Genomic DNA, 16,791 nt, shown 5'->3' with positions numbered 1-16,791 from the left:
CCGCCGGGACGGCTGCGGTCCGCTGCGGTCAGCGCTCCGGGTCCAGCGCTCCCAGCTCGTCGTCGTACACCTCGCTGACGTCGAACCGGCAGATCAGCAGTTGCGGGTCCGCGTCGTCGAACGGCTCCGGCAGCCACTCCCCCGGCTCGGACGGCTCGGCGGCCGACACCCAGAGCGTGGAGTCGCCCTCCTCCAGGCCGAACTCCTCGCAGCGGGACGCGATCTCGTCCGGCTCGTACTCCCCGAAGAGCACCCCGATCGCGGCGTTGAGGCTGCCCGCCGCCGTGCCGGGGGCGGCGGGCGCGGCCAGGCCGCTGTCCACCCGGTCGGCCTGGCCGCGCAGCCGCTCCGGGTCGGAGATCACATAGTCGCGGCGGACCAGCACACTGATCGCCTCCGGCTCGTCCGGCCCCAGGTAGGCGGCGGCGCTCTCGTCCCCCGGCACCTCGAAGGGCGTCACCTCGTCATAGGCGTCGTAAAGGACCTCGTCATAGGCGTCGGCGGCCGCAGCCAGCGCTTCGTAGGCGGCGAACACCGCCGGGTCGTTCTCCCCCGAGCGGCTCTCCACCGCCGCCAGGTGGCGGTCGATGGCTGCCTTGACCGCCTCGGCGGCGGCGCGTACCTCGGAGACGGTGGGCTGCGCTGCATCAGACATGGCTCAGACGCTATCCGTACCGGGCGCTGAACTGCACCGTCGTTATCGGCTCGACGCATGTTTTCGGCATAACTTCGCTCCGGCGTGCGCCCCCGAACCGGTACCGGACGCCCCGCTTCCGGTGCCCCGTCCGGACGGACCTGGCCCGGCCGTCTGTCCCGGCCCGGTGCAGCGTGAGACGCTGAACCCCGGTGGCTGTCGGTGAGCGCCAGTAGGCTTGCCGGAGAGTGTCCAGCGGGAGGATAGCTTGATCCCATCGAAGACGGTCCGGCAACCGGAGTACGAGTACCAGTCACTGCGGCTGCCCAGGGGCACGACCCGCAACGCGGCCCGACGGCTGCTCACCGAGCACGCCGAGTACGGCCACTGGGAGCTCGACCGGTTGCGCCTGTTCCCCGACGGCAGCCGCAGCGTGGTGCTCCGGCGCAGGATCATCCGCCAGGTGCGTGCCTGGTGACTCCCCGGGAAGGACGCCCCTCGGGTAGCGCCCTCAGCTGACGGAACGGCGCGGCAGACGAACGTGGCAGACGAACGTGGCAGACGAACGACCGAGCGGGAGCCCCCTCAGGGGCTCCCGCTCGGTCGCGCATGCGATCCGCGTCACCTCACCGGTCTGCTGCCTCAGCGGCTCCCGACCCGGCCACGCCGGTAGAGCACGGCACCGCCGAGGATCATCCCGGCCGCGACGGTACCGGCCAGCGCGACGTCACCGGCGCCCGTGGAGGCAAGCTCCGGCGCGTGGTGCACCACCGCGGTGGACCCGCCGCTGGGCGCGGTCGGGTGCGGCGACTCGTGGTGGACCGGCGTGGGCCGGTGGTGCGTCGGCGGGCGGTGGTGGACCGGGGGCTTCGACGGGTGGTGCACCGGCGGGGTCACGTGCGGGGCCGGCGTCTCCACATTGGCGCAGTCGTTGCCGGCCGCGATGTTGCCCAGCCCGATCACGTCGATCGAATTGCCGCACGCGTTGATCGGCACATGCACCGGCACCTGCACGGTGTTACCGCTCAGGACGCCGGGCGACCCGTTCGAGGAGCCCTCGGCGGTGGCCCCGCCGCCCCGGCTGTGCCCCGCCTCCCCGTGGCCGTCGCCGACCTCGTGGCCCGCGTCGGCGCCGACGCCGTGGGCCTCGGACCGCTGCTCGGACGCATTCACGCAGGTGTTGCCGATCGCGGGGTTGAGCAGCCCGACGACATCGATCGTGTTGCCGCAGATGTTGATCGGGATGTCCACCGGCACCTGCACGGTGTTCCCTGAGCCGACCCCCGGGGAGCCGATGGCGGCACCCTGGGCATCGGCGGTGGCGTACGCGTAGCCGGCCGTCGATGCCAGCACGCTGCCGGTGGCCATGACCGTGAGGAGGCCCCTCTTGGCTGCCTGTCGCATTGTTCCCCTGACCTCATTCAATCCGTGTAGTTGATGTTGCGTTCGAAATCTCCACCCGCGCACTGGTCAACGAGGGACGGGCAGTCGGGTTGGGCCATTCGCAGCGTTTTCACCCCGCCGGGTGACCTTTGGACCGAACAGCCGCAGGGCCGTACGGGGTGCGCCCTCCGGAAGGCCACACTGCCTTCCGGAGGGCGCACCGGCCGTTCAGAGATTCCGGACGCGCCGGATCACGCTCAGAAGTTCGCGCAGCTGTTGCCGAACACCGGGTTGAGCACCCCGATCACATTGATGCTGTTGCCACAGACGTTCACCGGGATGTGGACCGGAACCTGGATCACGTTGCCGGCCACGACACCCGGCGAACCGATCGCGGCACCCTCGGCGGCGGAGCCCCCGTGCGCACTGGCGGCGCCGGCACCGGCCAGCACCAGACCACCGGTCGCGGCGACAACAGCGGCGATCTTCTTGACCTTCATTGGAATCCTCCTAGTCATCAGCGCAACCCCAAGCGTGGGCTGCATATGGGTGAACGACACTGCGGCAAACGGGGTACGCCGCAGTGTGGATATTCACCCCCAGCGGTGATGACTCGTACCGGCGTCCGAAAATGACAAGGCCCGTCCCCCGATAGGCGTACGTATCGGGGGACGGGCCTCGCGAAGGCGGGTCAGCAGGCGTCGATGAAACGGTCCAGCACCCGGACGCCGAACTGCAGGCCCTCCACCGGCACCCGCTCGTCCACGCCGTGGAACATCCCGGCGAAGTCCAGCTCCGGGGGCAGCCGCAGCGGGGCGAAGCCGAAGCAGCGGATGCCCAGGTCCTGGAAGGACTTGGCGTCGGTGCCGCCGGACAGGCAGTACGGCACGGCGCGGGCGATCGGGTCCTCGGCCCGCAGCGCCGACTGCATCGCCTCGACCAGGGCGCCGTCGAAGCTGGTCTCCACCGCCCGGTCCGAATGCAGGCTCTCCCGCTTGACGCGCGGGCCCAGCACCCGGTCCAGGTCGCTGAGGAACTCCTCTTCCAGACCCGGCAGGAACCGGCCGTCGACATGCGCCGTGGCCTGGCCGGGGACCACGTTCACCTTGTAGCCGGCCCCGAGCATGGTCGGCTGCGCGGTGTTGCGCAGGGTGGTGCCGATCATCTTGGCGATGCCGCCGAGCGTCTTGAGGGTCTCGTCCATGTTCTCCGGGTCGAGCTCGACGCCCAGCGCGTCCGACAGCTCGTCCAGGAACGCCCGGACGGTCTTGGTCACCCGCACCGGGAAGGTGTGCCGGCCGAGCCGGGCGACGGCCTCGCACAGCTCGGTGATGGCGTTGTCGGTGTTGGCCATCGACCCGTGGCCGGCCGTGCCCTCCACGGTCAGCCGCATCCAGTGCATGCCCTTCTCGGCCGTCTCGACCAGGTAGAGCCGCAGGTTCTCGTTGACGGTGAAGGAGAAGCCGCCGACCTCGCCGATCCCCTCGGTGACGCCCTCGAACAGCCCGGGGTGCTTGTCGACCAGGTAGCGGGCCCCGTAGACGCCGCCCGCCTCCTCGTCCGCGACGAAGGCGAGCACGATGTCGCGCGGGGGCTTGCGGCCGGTGCGCAGCCGCTCACGGATGACGGCCAGCGTCATCGCGTCCATGTCCTTCATGTCGACGGCGCCGCGCCCCCACACGCAGCCGTCGGCGATCTCACCGGCGAACGGGTGGTGGGTCCAGTCGTCGGCGTTGGCCGGCACCACGTCGGTGTGGCCGTGGATCAGCAGGCCGGGACGGGAGCGGTCCTCACCCTCGATCCGGACCACGGTGCTGGCCCGGCCCTTGGCCGACTCGAAGATCTGCGGCTCCACCCCGAACTCGGCGAGCTGCTCTGCCACGTACTCGGCGGCCGCCCGCTCGCCGGGCCCCGAATGGTCTCCGTAGTTGCTGGTGTCGATGCGGATCAGGTCGCGGCAGATGTCCGCGACCTCCGACTCGGCGGTCACCTGCGCGGGCTTCGACTCGCTCACGGTCTCTCCTGCTCTCCCGGAAGGACCGGGGGTCCGCCCCGGCCGCCCGGGGCCATGGATACAGGGCTCACTACCGCCCATCCTCCCCCGCCCACCCGCTCCTCCCCAAGGCCCCTCCCCACTGGATCACCCCAGGTCGGACCCTGGGAACGGCGCCGGGCGATTTTGGGAACGCCTGCCGGTCTTTGCTATGGTTTCCATGTCGCCGGGGTGATCAGCACGTGAACCACGGCACACACCCTGTCCGGGTGGCGGAATGGCAGACGCGCTAGCTTGAGGTGCTAGTGCCCTTTATCGGGCGTGGGGGTTCAAGTCCCCCCTCGGACACCAGCAGAGACCCCAGTTCACCTGGGGTTTTTCTGTTTCTCCGGCTGTGGCGTGACACCTGACCAACAGCCGAGCGAACTTCCTGGTCAGACCAGGGATGACAGGCCGAGTCGGCTGGCACTCGAAGCGGCCAGCTTCTTCGCTCCCTCAGCGCGGCGCCTGCCGTAGCGCGCCATGGTGTAGCCCGGCGAGTGGTGCCGGGCGTTGGCCGAGACCTCTACGGGGTTCTCGTGGTTGTCGAGATCGTTCGTGATCTTCGATGCCCGCCAGTCGTGCAGCCGGAAGTTCTCCGGCAAGTGCAGACGGTTGCGTGCCGTCCGCCAGCGGGCCGACACCTTCTCGGGGTCCTGCGGTCCGCCTGCCTCACCCCGGTACAGCTTGAAGCCGTCACGGGCGAACACAAGGTCATGGTCCACCCAGAGATCCCCGAGGCGTTCCCGCTCCGCGTCCTGGCGCTCCCTCTGCCACTTGAGGATGTTCATCAGGGCTTGGTCTCCGTAGATGATCGCGTTGTCGTCTCCGTCCTTGGTGAGCTTCCGCAGCCGGGACGTGTGGCCTTCCTCGACCAGCGGGGCGTCCCTGACTGATCGTTCTGGAGTTGCTGTCCGGCCCGCTCACGGGTGTCTACGACCCGAACGGGGCGGGTGTCGTGTTCGCCGTCCTGGCCGTCGCGGCCGAGGTCGAACGGGAAGGCATACGAGAGCAGACGTTGGAGGGGCTGGACACTGCGGCCCGCAAGGGCAACCACGGTGGGCGTCCCTCCGTTGTGGACGACGACAAGCTAGCCGTAGCCCGCGCCCGACATGCCACGGGAGAGAGTGTCACAGCCATCGCCAAGGCCCTGGGGATCGGTCGTGCCACTTTGTACCGGCACATCGGAGAGAGCGCCTGAGACGGGCGCACAGGGCATTGAACGCGTAGGGCCCCGGCGTCAGGGGAAGATCGCCGAGGCCCGTGGCGGGAGAGATCATGCACTTACTTCAGAGTGTATGGGGACCGGTGGCCGAACGCCGGTGAGTGACTCCGCACGAGTGAGCAGGCGTGGCGCAAGGTCCGGATACCAGCCACGGGCTACGGCTTGCAGCATCTCCGCCAAGGCCGCGAGTTCTCCGATTCGGCCGGCGGGGGTGTCCAGGACCGCAGCGAACTCCTGCCGGATACGGTCGGCCACGTCAGGGACCAGCAAGCTGTTGGCGTGGAGGAGTCCCGCGTCGTAGCCGAAGGGCACCCGTCCCCACCGCTCCCAGTCCAGCAGGCACAGGGGCGCGGCGCTGAGGTTGCCCCAGTGCAGGTCGCCGTGACCGGTCACCCGCTCCACCTTGGCGGGGGCCGGGATGCCGAGGAACTGGGGGAAGGCTCGTTCGATCCACCCGTCCCGCACGGTCGTCTTCACACCCTCCGCTTCAGCAAGCAGGGCCAGGGCTTGGCGAAGGTCCGCCCACCACTCGTCAGGCAACCCCGGGTCGTGGTCGATGTCGGCCCGGTCCGGGGACACGATGGGTTGCGTGAGGTAGTCCAGGACTTCCGACTCGAAGGCCCACTCGCCGTCAGTCCAGTCATGCACCGCGTACAGGTGGGGGCGGGGCACGCCGTCAGGCACCAACTCAGAAGCCCCGGCGATGCCCTGCCCCTGCTTCCTGCCCGCGTTCCTCTTCGCCGCCCGGCTGACCCGTAGCCACCGGTCCCCGGCTCGGCGTCCGAGGGTGACACCGAGGAAGCCCCATGCCAGCGGACCCGTGCAGGTGAGGCCCAGTGCCTTGGCCGCCCGATCGTGGGCGGCCTCCATCAGGGCCTGTACCTCTTCATTCAGAGGCGAGTTCATCCGTCACCCTCCTGAGTTCCTGGGCCGTCAGCGGCGCAGCCAGAGCCTTGGCCACGTCGTCCCAGTGCTCGCGGGTGCTAGCGGAGGTGAGGACGACATCGAGGCCGGGGCACGAGCCAGCGGCCAGCAGGGCAGCGGCTGCGGCCGACAGGCCGGGGCGGATGAGTGTCCCCGCCCAGACGCCCCGCCCACGAGGCTGCATCAAGCACCGTGGGCGCTCCCGTCAGTCGTTGCCGTCGGAACGGCCACTGCTGACGTCAGACTCCTGCTCGGCACGGGTGCGTGCGGCCACGATCTTCCGCTTCGCGACGAGCAGGCCACCCCCCTCGGGGGCCACGGAACCGGTGTTCTCTTCCACCATCGGACTACCTCTCTCTTCTCGGGGACTCCCGCCGGGATTCCGGCGGGAAGCAAAGGGACAGCGACGAGCGCGGCGGACGCCGACCTCGGCGACGACGGACGCCCCGTGCACCGAGGGCACCCGCACGGCGGGTACTTGGTCGGCGAACCCAAGATCACTGCGTTGCGCGGGTTCACCTGCACCGTGCGCACCGGGCCGTACGTCCGGCCGCCGTCGTATGACACCCGGAGAGTCATGCGCCCGGTCGTCATCAGCGCACACCGGCGTCAGGGCCGAACCTCCGCCGGTACCCCAGCCGCCATCCCACGCCGTAGCGGACCCACTTTTCGTTTCGCTCGGTCGCTGCTTTGGGGGAAAACATTGGCCTAGAAAGTGACGGCTGTGTAGTTCTTTCCCGTCATGGACTAAAGATCATGAACGACAGGCGGCGGACCACTCCGCCAACAAGGCTCGCGCTTCGCTCCCGAACAGCGCATAACCCTCCAGAGTGGAGAACAGTTCCAAGTGCATGTCGATGTCGCGTGGATCTCTCAGAACCACGACACCGGTGGTGTTGTCCACGGTGGCCAGGGTCTCGTCATAGGTGGTGAAGGTGTCCATCGGCGCCATGGGCTTGTACCCCGTGATGGGGATGACACCGAGCTTCACGTTCGTAAGATGAGTCAGTGAGGCCAGCCGGTCAATTTGCATCGCCATCGCAGCCGGGGCAAGAATGGCCACCTCACAGCCCGCTCAGTGAGAATGAAAGTGAACCGCTTCTTCGTGCCGTAAAGAACCTCCTGCCGCTCCAGCTTCCTGGCGATCGTCTTTGTGACATCGGCCGGAGAATGGGAAAGGCAGGGCCGCCAGTTCCTGTTTCGGCTGCCCGAGCTGCTCAGGATCGAACGTCACCCGCTGCTCACGTACTCCAGGAAAGGCACGGATTCGGCAATGGCAATCTGCTTCCACTGCCGGTACGGCTCCGGGTCACCCTCGTACAGTTCCCGGTCGATCTGCGTCCCGTCTTCCCGGTAGTTCATCAGGACCACCTTGGACTCATCGAACATCCAGAAATCCTGATCCGGAAGTCCCGGGTTCTCCCGGTCGGTGAGGTCGAGGATGCTGATATCCTCACCCACCTTCACGTGGTGCCGGTAGTAATACTCGAACTCGAACCGAAGGTAGTCCGAGAGCGGGCGGGTCACGACGTGCACCCTGCCGACTCCTTTTCCTTCCGAGGCCCATTGCCGAACCTCGTCCATCCAGGCCGACGTGTAATCATCGGGGGATTTCTCCCCGGCGAGGAAGCGCTTCAGCTTCTCCGCTTCCTGGGGCATTGTGTAAACGGGCAGCGTTTCCAGCCGCCATGCCTCACGCTCCATGGAATCGAAGCAGTCATTCCATGCATCACCATCCAAGTGCACGGATTGCCTCCCTGAGAACCGCTTCCGGGATTTCCACGAGCCCTTCCCCGGCGGGCGGGGTGAAGGCGTCGGACACGTCGCCCTGCACCACGAACGATCCAGTCGCCGTGCGGTACACGTTCGGGCAGTCCTTCTCTCCGCACTCGCCGTTGCCGTTGCCCGTGAGCCGGGTGAGTGCCGAACGTTCGGACATGGCAAACCCCCTTGCTCTGGCCCCGTTTGGGTCGCCTGGCCAACGACAGTAGAGGGGGTGGCGCCATGCGTCTATGCGTGAACGCGACTATGCGTGTCCTTGCATAAACAGGTCTCCGACCGCCCCAGCCCACCCCTTACGTGGTCACGCACGCGCCCGTGCAGGCTAGGCCAAGCCCTGTGGCGCCATCCGGGAAGCCTGACCAGGGACGGACCGCCTCGGAGGAGGGTTGGTCACGTGACCAACGCATGACCAACAGGGACCCGAGAGGGCCTGAAACAGCAGGAAAGAACAGGAGAAACGCCCGCCGAAATGAAGCCTGTCAGCGGGTGTTTCCCCAGGTCAGAGCGGTTGTGGGCTGGTGCCCGAGTGGAGAGTTCAAGTCCCCCCTCGGACACCACATCATCACCCTGCGGGGTGATGGCACAGCGTTCCGGTGCGGGTCGAGGTCCACCTCGGCTCGCACTTTCGGTTGCCCGGGTGCCGAGTTTGCGGTAGTTGGCGGCCTTCTCTTCCCCAGCGGCCTCGCGAAGCGCCTCGGCCATGTCTCCCAGCGCCCTGATGTCGCGTTTGGACGGCGCGGTCCGTGGCGGGACTGCACGGAGACGCACCCGGGCTTCGGTCCTCTGCGCGGGCCGGGATCTCCACCCCGTTGGGCCGACCGGCGTAGCCGGGGGCGGCTACGGAGGGACACCGGCGCGGGGAGTCGGCTGGGGCCGTGACCGGCCTTTGACGAGCGGTATAACTGCTGCTGCATCGTCCAGAGCGCGGCTGAATCGGGAGAGCGATGAGAAGGATCACCCGGGTTGGCGGGGTAATCGTGGCCGGAGCCTTCGGGGTCCTGGTGCTCCCAGGGCAGGTGCCGTCCGCGCACGCCGCTGCGGCGGCCCCGCCGCAGTCCCTGCTCTACGCGGTGGCGGGTGCGGACCTCGGCTCGCTCGCGAGCGTCACCTCGGGGGTCCTCTGCGGTCCCATCGTCGGCGTCAGCTACAAGGCTCCGGTCGAGTGCGTCAACGGCGCGATCCACAGCGGCAACAGCGTCAACAGCGGGAACTTCGTCAACCACGGGAACCCCAACAACAGCGGAAACCTCTCCAGCGTCAACGGCTCCTCCAACGCCAACAACACCACCAGCGGCAACACCCGGGACAGCGGCAACAGCGTCCAGGCGGTGGCCGCCCGCCCAGGGGGCCGGAAGCACACGGCGTTCGGGTGAACGCGCCGAACCGCCCACTGCTGGTAGGGCCCCCGGGGGTATGCATGTCGCCGAGCCCGCTGTGCAGGCGGCGGCGCAGGAGACCGGAGATGCCGATGAGACGTGTGGTGGGGAGCTTTGTGGTGGCTGTCGCCGCTGGTGGCCTCCTGTTGACAGGGGCCTCACCGGTCTCCGCCTCCTCGTTCGACTGGCCGTTCGGGGCCCGTGGCGAGGTCGACCACTTCGGGGACTCGGTGAACGTCGATGCCGGCCTGTCCTGCCGACAGGGTGAGCGCGTCTGCGCCAACGGGCCGGTGGACAGCGGAAACCTCAGGAACAGCCAGAATGTGTCCGTGAAGGGCGGCGCCAACAACACCGGGAACCTCAATATCGTTGTGGGCTCGCTGAACAGCACGGGCAGCTACGAGGGGCCGCAGACGAACAGCAACAACAGCGTGCAGAATGTCGGCCGCGCGCCACGGGCGCCCAAGCCGGCCCGGGGCCGGGCAAGGCGCTGAGGGCCGCCCGGCCACCGACCGGCTGCGGTCTGTCCGTCGTCCCCGAGAGGGCACCGACCATCACCCACGGGGCGATGGCCCAGCTTCCCGGTGCGGGTCGAGGTCCACCTCGGCCCGCCCTTTGCTGTCCCCCGGGCACAGGGGGGCGCCGGTGGCGACGAACCGCGTCGACCCGGGGTGCTGTGTGGGGTCGAGCGATCGCTTGGACGCGCCGGCGGTGCTGCCGGCGGCGGGCTGGGCGGGCGCACCGCGCGGCGCAGTCGTCCGTTCGAGGCGGTGGCGGTCAGCTGCCGCCCGGCCGCGCGGGGCCTTGGCTCCTGGTCAGAGCTGGACGCCGGGCCGGTGCTGCGGGCCACGGGGGCCGTAGTCGACCTCCGCCATTCCGTGGCCGGAGTCGATGACGAGCTGCGGGGCGTCGTACTTGTCCATGACCGCCTCGATGAAGATCATGCTGTCGTGCGGGGCGGCCAGCGCCTCCTTCAGTTCGGCCGGCGTCCGCACGACGAACGTCCGGGCGGTCGTCCCCGGGTGCAGGACCTTCGGCAGCTCGGCGTAGGCCCAGTTGGCGATGTCGTTGAAGTGCCCCTGCTTGCCGCAGATGGTGCGCTCCACCGTGTAGCCGCCGTTGTTGATCAGAAAGATGACGGGCTTGAGGTCGTGCCGCAGGATGGTCGACACCTCCTGCGCCGTGAGCTGGAAGGACCCATCGCCCACGAAGAGCAGGTGCCGCCGCTGCGGCGCGGCCAGGAGCGTACCGAGGACCGAGCCCACGCTGTAGCCGATCGAGCCCCAGACGGCCTGGGTGACGATGGAGCACTTCGACGGCAGTTGCAGCCCCCAGCAGCCCGCCTCGGAGGTGCCGTCCTCGGCGATGAGCACATCGCCCTCGCGGATGAAGTCCTGGACGATGCTCCAGTACGCCGCCTGGGTGAGCGGGCCGGACAGCGCGGCCGCGCTCGGCTTCTGCGGTGCCTCGGTCTGCCGGGAGTATCCCGACGTCCTGGCCGGGGCGTGATCGACGACCCGGCGGAGCAGTTCCTTCAGGTAGACGGCCTGGTAGTTGTCCGAGCCGATGTCCACGGCGTCACCGCGGGCGTCGATCCGTCCGGCGGGGAGCGCGTCGCTGAAACCCCCGGACGTCGTGTCCACCCGCCGTACGCCGATCGCCAGCAGGCAGTCGCTGTTCTCCACCAGCTCGCGGATCTCGGGCTTGCTGCCCGCTCCCGCGTAGAGGCCGAGGAAGTGCGGGCCGGTCTCGTCGATGAGCCCCTTGACGGTGTTGACGGCGGCGATCGGCAGCCGCATCCTGCCCGCCAGCTCCGACAGCTCGCCGGTCACATCGAAGCGGTCCGCGTCGATGTCGACCAGGATCACGGGCGAGCGCGCACTGCTGAGCCGGGCGACGATCGCGTCGCTGCACGCGCTCAGCCGTTCGGGATCGCTCCGTGGCATGGCGAGCTCCAGCGGCTCCGGCGGGACCTCGACATCCAGGTAGGCGATGTCGGAGGGCAGCTCCAGGTAGACCGGGAGCTTGCGCTGCCAGGCGGTGAGGATGAGCCGGTCGATCTCCGTCACGGCGTTCTGCGGCGTCAGCCTGGCCTGTGCCACCGTGACCTGGGCGTAGCCGCGCATGACGTCGTCGTACTCGGTGTCGCCCGAGGTGTGGTGCATCAGCAGCTTCCGGTCCAGCGCCTTCAGCGGAAGCGACCCGCAGACGCAGACGACGGGGACGTGCTCGCTGTAGGCGCCGGCGACACCGTTGATGGCGCTCCAGGCGCCGACGCCGTGGGTGACCACCAGCCCCGAGATGCCGTTGAGCCGCGCGTACCCGTCGGCCGCGTAGGCGGCGTTCAGCTCGTTGCAGTTGCCGACCCAGGTGAACTCGTCGCGGTCCTCCATTTGCAGGAGGAATTCGAGGTTGTAGTCGCCGGCCACTCCGAACAGGTGCGAGATGCCCGCCTCCCGCAGGCGGCGCAGCAGGAAGTCGCCGATGGTCATGGTCGAACGCGCGGTCGTGGTCGTCATGTCGTTCCCTGTCTCGCGACTTCCGGAGCCCCCTGGTGCCTCTCCCAGGCAAACCCGCCCGGGTCACCCCCGCGACCCAGGGCAGCCGCCGGAGTGACCGGGTGGGGCGGGCCGCCGTCGGCTGACCTCAGGCCCGGTCCGAGGCCACCAGGCCGGGATGGTGCCGCCGGGCGACCTCGGGGTGGGCGCGGAGCCAGCCCTTGAGCTCGTTGCGGCCGTACTCGGTGAACAAGGGGTTCGCGGGGTCCTGGGTGACACCGGGCGCCCGGTCGGTGTGCGCGAAGGGCAGCGGGTCGATCCGCGCGTCCAGGCGGGGGTTGTAGAAGAACGGGACGGAGAAGCGCTCGCGGCTGCCGGGCGGGCTCACCACCCGGTGGTCGGTGGCCTTCAGGTAGCCGTTGGTGGCGACTTCGAGCAGTTCGCCCAGGTTGACCACGAACGCTCCGGGCAGCGGCGGCACGTCGAGGAAGGTGCCGTCCGGCTGCTGTACCTGAAGACCGCCCACCTCGTCCTGGAGCAGCAGGGTGAGGAAGCCGTAGTCCTTGTGGACGCCCACGCCCTGGTCGGCGCCGTCGGGGGCGCGCCCCGGGTAGCGGACCAGCTTCAGGTGCAGCTGGGGCCGTTCGGCGAAGATCGGGGCGTAGAAGTCGGCCGGTGCGCCGATGGCCGCCAGCAGCTCGCGGAGCAGCCGGTCGGCCACACCGGCCAGCCGGTCGATCCAGCCCAGGGCCGCGGGGCGCAGCTCCGGCAGGGCGGCGGGCCACTGGTTGGGGCCTTCCAGCCACCAGTACGGCGGTTCGCCGGGCTGCGGGGCGCGGCTGGGGCGCTCCGCGCCGATGTCGAGCTGATCGCGCCAGTCGCGCCGGCCGGCCGTGCGCTCGTCACCGGTGCGGGTGTAGCCCCGGAAGTGCGGGGAGCGGAGGTTGGCGATGGAGAGCCGGTCCGCCTCGGGGAGGGCGAAGAACGCCCGGACGGCCCGCATCAGCGCGCCGGTCTCGGCCGGGTCGATGCCATGGCCCACCAGGTGGAAGAAGCCGACCTCGTGGGCGGCGGTGTGCAGGTCCTCGTGCAGGCGCTCGCGGTGTCGCGGGCCGCGCTCTGCCGCGGAGAGATCGATGACGGGCAGGGCGGACAGGTGGGACTGCTCGGGCATGGTGGTTTCCAGCGGTGTCCGGGGACCCGGCGGTGTCCGGCGGTGGCCGGGCGCACCGTGGCTGCGGATGGTGCCGCGCCACGGGACCGTGTCCTGGTGGGAGGGGTATCCGCTCGGCAGGCGGCGGCGGTCGTCAGGCTCCGTGGCTACAGGAGGCGCCGGCAACGCGGAGCAGATCCACGTGGCGGCGGCTGACGAGCATGACCATGGCCTGGAGCATAGGCGACCGCAGGTGCTCCTGGCCATGGTGAGCGGGCCCCTGCCGTAGCCGGCACGCCGGGTCGGAAGGGGCGCACTGCCGAGCGGGTCGACCGGTACCACCGCCGCCGCCCGCCCGGGGCCGGCGCGGGCGGCGGCCGGTCAGTCCGGGACGGGCTGGAGGACCCGATCGGCCTCCCGGCCGACGCACTGCCAGGCCTGCTCCACGTGGTGCCGCCGGGTGAAGGTGCCGCCGACCGCGATCCGCAGCACCACCCGGCCGTCGATCCGGCTGTGGGTGAGGAAGGTCGTTCCGGAGGCGTTGACCCGGTGGAGCAGCCGCTCGTTGGCCTCGTCCGCGTCGCCGCCCGGCGGGGTGCGCAGCCGGAAGCACACCAGTGCCAGCGGATGCGCCGCGGCGAGTTCGAAGCGCTCGTCCGCGCGGACCCACCGGGCGAGTTCGGCGGCCAGGCCGACGCCCTGCCGGATGTGCCGGCGCAGCCCCTCGACGCCGTACCAGCGGATGACCGCCCAGAGCTTGAGCGCGCGGAACCTGCGCCCCAGCGGGACCTGCCAGTTGCGGTAGTCGGTGACCCGGCCCGACTCGGAGGCGGCGTTGCGCAGGTACTCGGGCAGGAGGGTCAGCGCCTCGGTGAGCCAGGTCCGGTCGGCGACCCAGAAGGTGTCGCAGTCGAAGGTGGTCAGCAGCCACTTGTGCGGGTTGGTGCAGTACGAGTCGGCGTACTCGGCGACGCCGTCGTTGAGCCAGCGCAGCTCCGGGCAGACCGCGGCGACGCCCGCGTAGGCGGCGTCCACGTGCAGCCAGACCCCGTGTCGGCGGCAGAGCTGCCCGACCGCCGCCACCGGGTCGATCGCGGTGGTCGAGGTGGTGCCGACCGTGGCCACGGCCAGCAGCGGGGTGATCCCGTCGGCCAGGTCCCGCAGGACCAGGGTCTGGAGGTGGGCGACGTCGAGCGCGAGGGTGTCCCGGTCGGTGCGGACATGCCGGACGGCCTGCTCACCGAGTCCGGCGATGATCGCTGCCTTGACCGCCGAGGAGTGCGTCTCGCCGGTGACGTAGACGCCGAACCGCCGGCTGCCGATCCCCTCCTTCCGGATCTCCCCCTTCCCGGCGCGCTGGAGTGCGGCGAGGAGCGCGACGAGCAGGGCGCTGGAGGCGGTGTCCTGGATGACGCCGCCGCCCCGGCCGTCGGAGCGGAAGCGGTCCGGGAGTCCCAGGATCTCCACCAGCCAGTCGAGGACGTGCTCCTCCAGTTCGGTGCAGGCCGGGCTGGTGGACCAGGACATGCCCTGGACACCCAGGCCGGCCGAGAGCAGGTCCGCGAGGACCGCCGCGCCGGAGGTGTTGGCCGGGAAGTAGCCCAGGAACCGGGGGTGCTGCCAGTGCAGCAGGCCGGGGACGACGACGCCGTCCATGTCGCGCAGCAGCGCCTCGAACGGCTCCCCGTGCTCGGGCGGGTGCCGGGGGAGCATGCGGCGCACCTGGCCCGGCTCCACCTGCGGTGCCACCGGGAGCGATTCGAGGCGCTCCCAGTAGTCGGCGACCCAGTCGACCGTCCGATGGCCGAGTGTCCGGAACTCCTCAGGGCTCATGTGGTCCACCCGGTGCCTCCTCCTGCTCATGGTGGGTCAGCAGCGGGGTGTCCAGGTGCCGACCCAGATAGGCCAGGCCGTCCGTGCCGCCCGTGCCGGGGACGTCCCCGATGATCCGTCTGGCCACCCCGCGATGGGTCCGCTTCCAGTGCAGCCACGCGCTGTCCACGGCGGCGACCGCCTCGTCCAGCCGGGCGGCGCCTTCCCGGTCCAGCCGGCCGCGCAGCGCGGTCAGGGCCTGACCGAGCGGCATGTCGGGCAGCGGTGAGCGGTCCAGGGGGACCGCCTCCAGCGTCTCCGGTCGGAGGGCCTGCTCGCCCCGGCAGCACCGCTCCAGCGCGGCGAACGCCGGGGACTGCAGCGCGCCCGTGCCGTAGGTGGCCGCGCGGATGTGGGCGAACTGGTCGGCGTCCAGGGTGGAGAGGAGGTGGAAGATCCGGGTGGCGTGGCCCAGGGTCTCCGCGACGGCGTGCAGCCGGGGCAGCAGGCCGCCGGGCTGGTGCGGGGCGCTGCGCTTCGCCTCGGTGGCGTGCTCGGCCGCCACCGCCGACAGCACCTCCATGACCTGGACCGACCGGGTGAACAGGTACTCGTCCGGCTCGGCCGTGGCGGGCAGCGGCGTGCAGTCGACGATGCGGCGCAGTACGGGCGGCTGGGTGCGACAGAGCCGGCGGCTCAGCCGGGTGCAGAGTCGCAGTGCGGCGTCGTGGCCGAGCGGTCGGGACGGGCCGCCACCGGGTCGGACCGCCCGGCACAGGTCGCCCGCCAGGCGGGCCGCGGCGGTGGCGCGGCCGTGCGGCTGGTCGCCGCGGTCCAGGTCCAGTTCGTGCCGGATCAGGTCGGCGGTCAGGACGGCGCTCAGCAGGCGTCCGCGCTGCTGGTAGTCGTCGGCGCCGGACCGGCAGTACTGGTCGAACAGGCCGCACATGGTGTACGCCTCGTAGGACTCCGTCCCGGTCGCCGTCATGGTGGCGGACCGCAGCCAGCGGTCGGTGAACCAGCTCTCGCCCAGCGGTTCCCCTGCCCGGGAGCGCGCCACCTGGGCCGCGTCCACCAGGACCTCGGCCAGCTCCGCCGGCAGGTCTCCGGTGCCGTGTGCCCGGATGGCGGCCGTCGCCTCCGCGAACGGGAACGCCGGGGCGCGGCCGCCGGGGCCTGCGGCGTCCACGGCATGTGACCAGGCCCGGATCACCTGCTCCGTACGCCCCTCGCTGGTACTCATACGTCCGCCTTCGCCGGGAACCGCCCCGCCGGTCTCCCTCCCGGTGCGGGGTCGCGCCAGGCGGGGTGCAGCGCCGGGCCGCCGGGTAGCGGGACCGCCGGCAGCGGGGTGAAGCCGTGGCGGACCATCAGTGCCAGGCTTCCCGGGCTGCTGCACTCGACGTAGCAGCCCGCCCCCGCCGCGTCCGCCCGGTCCGCGACGTGACGCAGGATCGCGCTGCTCACGCCGCGTCCCTGCCAGTCGGGGCGCACCGCGTTGAAGACCACGTGGTAGTGGGCGCGGTCACGGGGATGGTGCTCGTCGAGGAGCTGCCCGATGGCCACCGCCCGGTCGGCGCACTCGGCGGTGGCGGCGCGCAGCCGCTCCTCATGGCGGCGGCGCCGGGCGGGGGTGGGGTCCGGGGCGTCCGGTGGCGCGACCAGGGTGACGCCGACGTCGCCGGCCAGGTGGATCTCGCCGTGGGTCAGCAGGTCGTCGACGACGACGCGGAAGAATCCCGGCAGCAGGGCGCGGCGGCGGTCGGCGCCGGGGAACACCCAGGCGGTGACGGCGTCGTCCTGGAACGCCTGGGCGAGTATCGCCACGGCCGCGTCGGCATCGGCCGGGCGGGCGGGCCGGACGGCCGGCCCGGGGGTGCGGGTCCTCGGTGCGGTCGCGCGGGCGGGCCGCCCGGCGCCGGAGCTGTCCTTGTCGTACATGCGCGCTTGTCCCTTCCTGCGCGGTCCGGAG

At 70.6% G+C, this 16,791-nt stretch carries 20 protein-coding genes and 1 tRNA gene; 5 read left to right on the top strand and 16 right to left on the bottom strand.

Translation table 11 applies throughout. The annotated features are described in order from the left end of the window. Positions 1–28: 28 nt before the first annotated feature. Positions 29–655, bottom strand: a complete 627-nt coding sequence (locus tag ACIQGZ_RS09520; protein WP_402600464.1) for a hypothetical protein — start codon at positions 653–655, stop codon at positions 29–31. A 250-nt stretch (positions 656–905) separates the two neighbouring features. Here ACIQGZ_RS09520 and ACIQGZ_RS09515 point away from each other — a divergent pair, with 250 nt between their 5' ends. Beyond that, positions 906–1,112, top strand: coding sequence for a DUF5703 family protein (locus ACIQGZ_RS09515; protein ID WP_402600741.1), 207 nt, complete (start codon positions 906–908; stop codon positions 1,110–1,112). Positions 1,113–1,276: 164 nt separating this feature from the next. Here ACIQGZ_RS09515 and ACIQGZ_RS09510 read toward each other — a convergent pair whose 3' ends face one another. From ACIQGZ_RS09510 to ACIQGZ_RS09500, 3 genes are all read right to left on the bottom strand, one after another. Next, positions 1,277–2,038, bottom strand: coding sequence for a chaplin (locus tag ACIQGZ_RS09510; RefSeq protein ID WP_402600463.1), 762 nt, complete (start codon positions 2,036–2,038; stop codon positions 1,277–1,279). A gap of 236 nt (positions 2,039–2,274) precedes the next feature. Continuing rightward, positions 2,275–2,517 (bottom strand): chaplin, encoded by a 243-nt coding sequence (locus ACIQGZ_RS09505; protein WP_402600462.1) that lies wholly within the window; start codon positions 2,515–2,517, stop codon positions 2,275–2,277. Positions 2,518–2,708: 191 nt separating this feature from the next. Further along, positions 2,709–4,031, bottom strand: a complete 1,323-nt coding sequence (locus ACIQGZ_RS09500; protein ID WP_402600461.1) for a M20/M25/M40 family metallo-hydrolase — start codon at positions 4,029–4,031, stop codon at positions 2,709–2,711. Between the two features lie 242 nt (positions 4,032–4,273). On the opposite strand from ACIQGZ_RS09500, the gene ACIQGZ_RS09495 reads away from it, so the two are divergent. Next, positions 4,274–4,361 (top strand) — tRNA-Leu (locus tag ACIQGZ_RS09495). A gap of 83 nt (positions 4,362–4,444) precedes the next feature. Here ACIQGZ_RS09495 and ACIQGZ_RS09490 read toward each other — a convergent pair. Continuing rightward, a complete protein-coding gene (locus ACIQGZ_RS09490) occupies positions 4,445–4,840 on the bottom strand; it encodes a hypothetical protein (RefSeq protein WP_402600459.1) in 396 nt (131 codons plus the stop codon). Positions 4,841–5,007: 167 nt separating this feature from the next. On the opposite strand from ACIQGZ_RS09490, the gene ACIQGZ_RS09485 reads away from it, so the two are divergent. Next, positions 5,008–5,250 (top strand): recombinase family protein, encoded by a 243-nt coding sequence (locus ACIQGZ_RS09485; RefSeq protein ID WP_402600457.1) that lies wholly within the window; start codon positions 5,008–5,010, stop codon positions 5,248–5,250. 75 nt (positions 5,251–5,325) lie between these two features. Here the strand turns inward: ACIQGZ_RS09485 and ACIQGZ_RS09480 are convergent, their stop codons facing one another. The 5 genes from ACIQGZ_RS09480 to ACIQGZ_RS09460 all read right to left on the bottom strand — a co-directional run bounded on the left by ACIQGZ_RS09480 (position 5,326) and on the right by ACIQGZ_RS09460 (position 8,137). Beyond that, positions 5,326–6,180 carry a hypothetical protein gene (locus ACIQGZ_RS09480; RefSeq protein ID WP_402600455.1) on the bottom strand — a complete coding sequence of 285 codons (855 nt, stop codon included), beginning with the start codon at positions 6,178–6,180 and terminating at the stop codon, positions 5,326–5,328. 223 nt (positions 6,181–6,403) lie between these two features. Continuing rightward, entirely contained in the window at positions 6,404–6,541 is a 138-nt protein-coding gene (locus ACIQGZ_RS09475) for a hypothetical protein (protein WP_169435287.1), read from the bottom strand. Between the two features lie 411 nt (positions 6,542–6,952). Then, a complete protein-coding gene (locus ACIQGZ_RS09470) occupies positions 6,953–7,261 on the bottom strand; it encodes a Scr1 family TA system antitoxin-like transcriptional regulator (protein ID WP_402600454.1) in 309 nt (102 codons plus the stop codon). A gap of 167 nt (positions 7,262–7,428) precedes the next feature. After that, a complete protein-coding gene (locus ACIQGZ_RS09465; protein ID WP_402600453.1) occupies positions 7,429–7,944 on the bottom strand; it encodes a DUF6879 family protein in 516 nt (171 codons plus the stop codon). Beyond that, entirely contained in the window at positions 7,928–8,137 is a 210-nt protein-coding gene (locus ACIQGZ_RS09460) for a hypothetical protein (protein WP_301487753.1), read from the bottom strand. The genes ACIQGZ_RS09465 and ACIQGZ_RS09460 overlap by 17 nt, the downstream gene beginning before the upstream one ends. 820 nt (positions 8,138–8,957) lie before the next feature. Here ACIQGZ_RS09460 and ACIQGZ_RS09455 point away from each other — a divergent pair. Both ACIQGZ_RS09455 and ACIQGZ_RS09450 read left to right on the top strand, forming a co-directional pair. Continuing rightward, positions 8,958–9,353: a hypothetical protein gene (locus ACIQGZ_RS09455; protein WP_402600452.1), complete on the top strand. Its 396-nt coding sequence runs from the start codon at positions 8,958–8,960 to the stop codon at positions 9,351–9,353. 122 nt (positions 9,354–9,475) lie between these two features. Then, positions 9,476–9,850: a hypothetical protein gene (locus ACIQGZ_RS09450; protein WP_402600450.1), complete on the top strand. Its 375-nt coding sequence runs from the start codon at positions 9,476–9,478 to the stop codon at positions 9,848–9,850. 321 nt (positions 9,851–10,171) lie between these two features. Here ACIQGZ_RS09450 and ACIQGZ_RS09445 read toward each other — a convergent pair whose 3' ends face one another. From ACIQGZ_RS09445 to ACIQGZ_RS09420, 6 genes are all read right to left on the bottom strand, one after another. Continuing rightward, the gene (locus ACIQGZ_RS09445) at positions 10,172–11,875 is read right to left on the bottom strand and encodes an alpha-keto acid decarboxylase family protein (protein ID WP_402600448.1); all 1,704 of its coding nucleotides are present in this window, start codon (positions 11,873–11,875) and stop codon (positions 10,172–10,174) included. Positions 11,876–12,002: 127 nt separating this feature from the next. Beyond that, the gene (locus ACIQGZ_RS09440) at positions 12,003–13,028 is read right to left on the bottom strand and encodes an isopenicillin N synthase family dioxygenase (RefSeq protein WP_402600446.1); all 1,026 of its coding nucleotides are present in this window, start codon (positions 13,026–13,028) and stop codon (positions 12,003–12,005) included. 133 nt (positions 13,029–13,161) lie between these two features. Next, complete coding sequence (locus ACIQGZ_RS09435; RefSeq protein ID WP_402600740.1) at positions 13,162–13,236, bottom strand: putative leader peptide; 75 nt, start codon at positions 13,234–13,236, stop codon at positions 13,162–13,164. Positions 13,237–13,388: 152 nt separating this feature from the next. Next, entirely contained in the window at positions 13,389–14,840 is a 1,452-nt protein-coding gene (locus tag ACIQGZ_RS09430; RefSeq protein ID WP_402600738.1) for a pyridoxal-dependent decarboxylase, read from the bottom strand. Continuing rightward, positions 14,830–16,062 carry a hypothetical protein gene (locus ACIQGZ_RS09425; protein WP_402600445.1) on the bottom strand — a complete coding sequence of 411 codons (1,233 nt, stop codon included), beginning with the start codon at positions 16,060–16,062 and terminating at the stop codon, positions 14,830–14,832. Before ACIQGZ_RS09425 ends, ACIQGZ_RS09430 begins: the two co-directional genes overlap by 11 nt. Then, positions 16,059–16,760, bottom strand: coding sequence for a GNAT family N-acetyltransferase (locus ACIQGZ_RS09420; RefSeq protein ID WP_402600443.1), 702 nt, complete (start codon positions 16,758–16,760; stop codon positions 16,059–16,061). Before ACIQGZ_RS09420 ends, ACIQGZ_RS09425 begins: the two co-directional genes overlap by 4 nt. Positions 16,761–16,791: the final 31 nt, after the last annotated feature.

The organism is Streptomyces sp. NPDC092296 (assembly GCF_044755465.1).
Lineage (GTDB): Bacteria > Actinomycetota > Actinomycetes > Streptomycetales > Streptomycetaceae > Peterkaempfera.
The sequence above is the reverse complement of the archived record's forward strand: the minus strand, read 5'-3'. Positions and strand labels throughout refer to the sequence as shown.

Coding starts and splice junctions, on each gene's coding strand:
- ACIQGZ_RS09505 (WP_402600462.1), bottom strand. CDS start 2,517: ATGAAGGTCAAGAAGATCGCCGCTGTTGTCGCCGCGACCGGTGGTCTG.
- ACIQGZ_RS09460 (WP_301487753.1), bottom strand. CDS start 8,137: ATGTCCGAACGTTCGGCACTCACCCGGCTCACGGGCAACGGCAACGGC.
- ACIQGZ_RS09425 (WP_402600445.1), bottom strand. CDS start 16,062: ATGAGTACCAGCGAGGGGCGTACGGAGCAGGTGATCCGGGCCTGGTCA.
- ACIQGZ_RS09440 (WP_402600446.1), bottom strand. CDS start 13,028: ATGCCCGAGCAGTCCCACCTGTCCGCCCTGCCCGTCATCGATCTCTCC.
- ACIQGZ_RS09445 (WP_402600448.1), bottom strand. CDS start 11,875: ATGACGACCACGACCGCGCGTTCGACCATGACCATCGGCGACTTCCTG.
- ACIQGZ_RS09490 (WP_402600459.1), bottom strand. CDS start 4,840: ATGAACATCCTCAAGTGGCAGAGGGAGCGCCAGGACGCGGAGCGGGAA.
- ACIQGZ_RS09480 (WP_402600455.1), bottom strand. CDS start 6,180: ATGAACTCGCCTCTGAATGAAGAGGTACAGGCCCTGATGGAGGCCGCC.
- ACIQGZ_RS09520 (WP_402600464.1), bottom strand. CDS start 655: ATGTCTGATGCAGCGCAGCCCACCGTCTCCGAGGTACGCGCCGCCGCC.
- ACIQGZ_RS09420 (WP_402600443.1), bottom strand. CDS start 16,760: ATGTACGACAAGGACAGCTCCGGCGCCGGGCGGCCCGCCCGCGCGACC.
- ACIQGZ_RS09510 (WP_402600463.1), bottom strand. CDS start 2,038: ATGCGACAGGCAGCCAAGAGGGGCCTCCTCACGGTCATGGCCACCGGC.
- ACIQGZ_RS09430 (WP_402600738.1), bottom strand. CDS start 14,840: ATGAGCCCTGAGGAGTTCCGGACACTCGGCCATCGGACGGTCGACTGG.
- ACIQGZ_RS09475 (WP_169435287.1), bottom strand. CDS start 6,541: ATGGTGGAAGAGAACACCGGTTCCGTGGCCCCCGAGGGGGGTGGCCTG.